This window comes from Microbispora sp. NPDC049633, from assembly GCF_040675265.1.
GTDB lineage: Bacteria > Actinomycetota > Actinomycetes > Streptosporangiales > Streptosporangiaceae > Microbispora > Microbispora maris.
This window is the reverse complement of the sequence record NZ_JBFAOO010000390.1, coordinates 1-2305: the sequence shown is the minus strand read 5'-3', so window position 1 is coordinate 2305 and position 2305 is coordinate 1. Positions and strand designations below refer to the sequence as shown.

Annotated in this window: 4 protein-coding genes; all 4 read left to right on the top strand. The window is 76.1% G+C overall.

Features of this window, described 5'->3' with window-relative positions; all coding sequences use genetic code 11:
- Positions 1–713: S8/S53 family peptidase (locus AB0J39_RS39260; RefSeq protein WP_363474261.1), on the top strand; the 713-nt coding region annotated here is incomplete at its 5' end.
- Between the two features lie 44 nt (positions 714–757).
- Entirely contained in the window at positions 758–1285 is a 528-nt protein-coding gene (locus AB0J39_RS39255) for a sigma-70 family RNA polymerase sigma factor (RefSeq protein WP_363474259.1), read from the top strand.
- Positions 1282–1734, top strand: coding sequence for a hypothetical protein (locus tag AB0J39_RS39250; protein ID WP_363474258.1), 453 nt, complete (start codon positions 1282–1284; stop codon positions 1732–1734). The genes AB0J39_RS39255 and AB0J39_RS39250 overlap by 4 nt, the downstream gene beginning before the upstream one ends.
- The coding region (locus AB0J39_RS39245) for a hypothetical protein (RefSeq protein WP_363474256.1) at positions 1731–2305 on the top strand (575 nt) is incomplete at its 3' end. The genes AB0J39_RS39250 and AB0J39_RS39245, both read left to right, overlap by 4 nt.

Here is a 2305-nt window from a genome sequence, read left to right as displayed (position 1 = left end):
AGTGCGACGTCACCGTGGCCGTGCTCGACACCGGGCTGGCGCCGCATCCGTGGCTCGCGCGGTGGTACAGCGACGACATCGCCGAGACGCCCGACGCGGACGGCGACGGGGCGCGCGACCGGCAGGCCGGGCACGGGACGTTCGTGGCAGGGCTGATCCTGCGGCAGGCGCCCGGCGTCCGGCTGCGCGTCCTGCGCCTCCTCGACAGCGACGGCGTGAGCGACGAGGCGGCGCTGCTGCGCGCGCTCGCCACACTGCGCGGCGCGCGCGCCGACGTCGTCAACCTCTCCTTCGGCGGCCACACCTTCGACGACGCGCCGCCTCTCGGGCTGGCCGAGGCGCTCGCGGGTTTTCCCGCCGTGGTCGCGTGCGCGGGCAACACGGCGTCGCCGCGTCCCTTCTGGCCCGCGGCCCTGCCGGGCGTCATCGCGGTCGGCGCGCTCGACGGGGACGCCAGGGCCGAATTCTCCGCGTACGGCCCGTGGGTGGACGTCTGGGCTCCGGGTGTCGATCTGACCAGCAGCTTCCTCGAATACGGGGACTTCCGCGGCTACGCGACCTGGAGCGGCACGTCGTTCGCGGCCGCCCTCGTCACCGGCGCGCTCGCCCGCCTGTGCCGGGAGGCGCCGCCGGACCGGGCCGTACGACGCCTGCTCGGCGGCGGGCGGCGCATCGCCGATCTCGGGGTGGTCGTGGCGAGCGGGGATCGATAGGGTTCCGTCACGAAAAGCATCTCCCCGAGCGCACAGAGTGACGAATGCCGACAGACAACTCGTTCGCCATTATCGACCAGGCCGCCTGGGAGGACCTGGTCGCCCGCTTCGACGGCAGGATGTGGGCGGTCGCCCGGGCGTTCGGGCTGAGCGCCGCCGACGCCGCCGACGCCGTGCAGGGCGCCTGGCTCCGGCTCGTGGAGAACGCGGACGCCATCCGCGACCCCGGGCGGATCGGCGCGTGGCTCGTCACCACGACGCGGCACGAGGCGGCCCGGCTCAGCCGCAGGGCCCGCGGAGAGGTGGCCTCCGACCTGGACGTGCCGGACACGGCGCTCCCCGATCCGACGGCGGCGGTGGTGGTGGACGCCGACTTCGGCAGGCAGGTGTGGCGCAGACTCGACCTGCTCGGCGAGCCGTGCCGGTCGCTCATCCGCCTCTACGTGCTCCACCCCGAGGCGAGGTACGCCCAGATAGCGGTCCGGCTCGACCTGCCGGTCGGCAGCATCGGCCCCACCCGGGCCCGCTGCATGGCGCGCCTGCGCGCCCTCGTCGAGGAGGAGGCCCGGTGAGGGAGGAATATCTGCTGGCGGCCCTGCGGATGGGAGCGGGCGCCGATCCGGTGCCCGAAGGCGTGTCGGCCTCCGCCCGAGCGATCTTCGCCCTGCGGGTTCCCGGGGGCGTGCCGGCCGGGCCGGTCGACGTCGCCGCGCCTTCGGGGGCCCGCTCCGCGGACGGGACGGCGCAGGCCGGCGTCCGCAGGTTCAGCGCGGACGGCCTGGTCATCGACGTCGAGACGGCCGTCAGCGGCGGGCGGATGGAGGTGGCCGGTCAGGTGTCCCCCGCCCCCGGCCCGGACGCCAGGATCGAGGTGCGCACCCCGCATATCGGCAAGGTCCGCGTGCCCTCCGGCAGCGGTCATTTCGCGGTGGCCGGCCTGCCGCCGGGATGGGTCAGCGTGGTCTGCCACCGGCCCGGCCACGCGCCCGTCTTCACCCGCTGGATCCACGTACGCCCATGACCCCGTTGGCCAGGGCCGAGGCCGCCGTGCGCCTGTCCGGGACCGACCCCCGGCTGGCACTCGCGGAGGCGAGAGCCGTACTGGACCTGACCGGGCGGCCGGGACCCGCGGGCGCGTACGGCGAGGCGGCCTCGGTGGCGCTGCGCGCGGCGGCGCTCGCGGCCCGCGAACTGGGCGACCTCGAACTCGCCGGGGAGCGGCTGGAGGAGGCGATCGCGGCGGGGCACGGGTTCCCGCGCCGCGTGGCGCAGGCCCGGATGTCGCTCGTCACGGTCCGGGCCCAGCTGGGCGACCCGGAGGGCGGGCTGCGCCTCGCCGACCTCGCCGAGCGGGATCTCGCGGGGAAGGACCTGGCCAGGCTCGGCGTGCAGCGGTCGGTCGCCCTGATCCTGCTGGGACGGCACGCGGAGGCCGTCCGGCACTGCGACCGGGCGATCGGCCTGCTGGACGACGATCCCCGCTTCCGGGCGGGCGGGCTGCTGAACCGCGGCCTCGCCCACACCTACCTCGAACGGCACGGCGAGGCCGAGGCCGACCTGGCCGAATGCGCCCGGGTCGCGAGGTCGGCGGG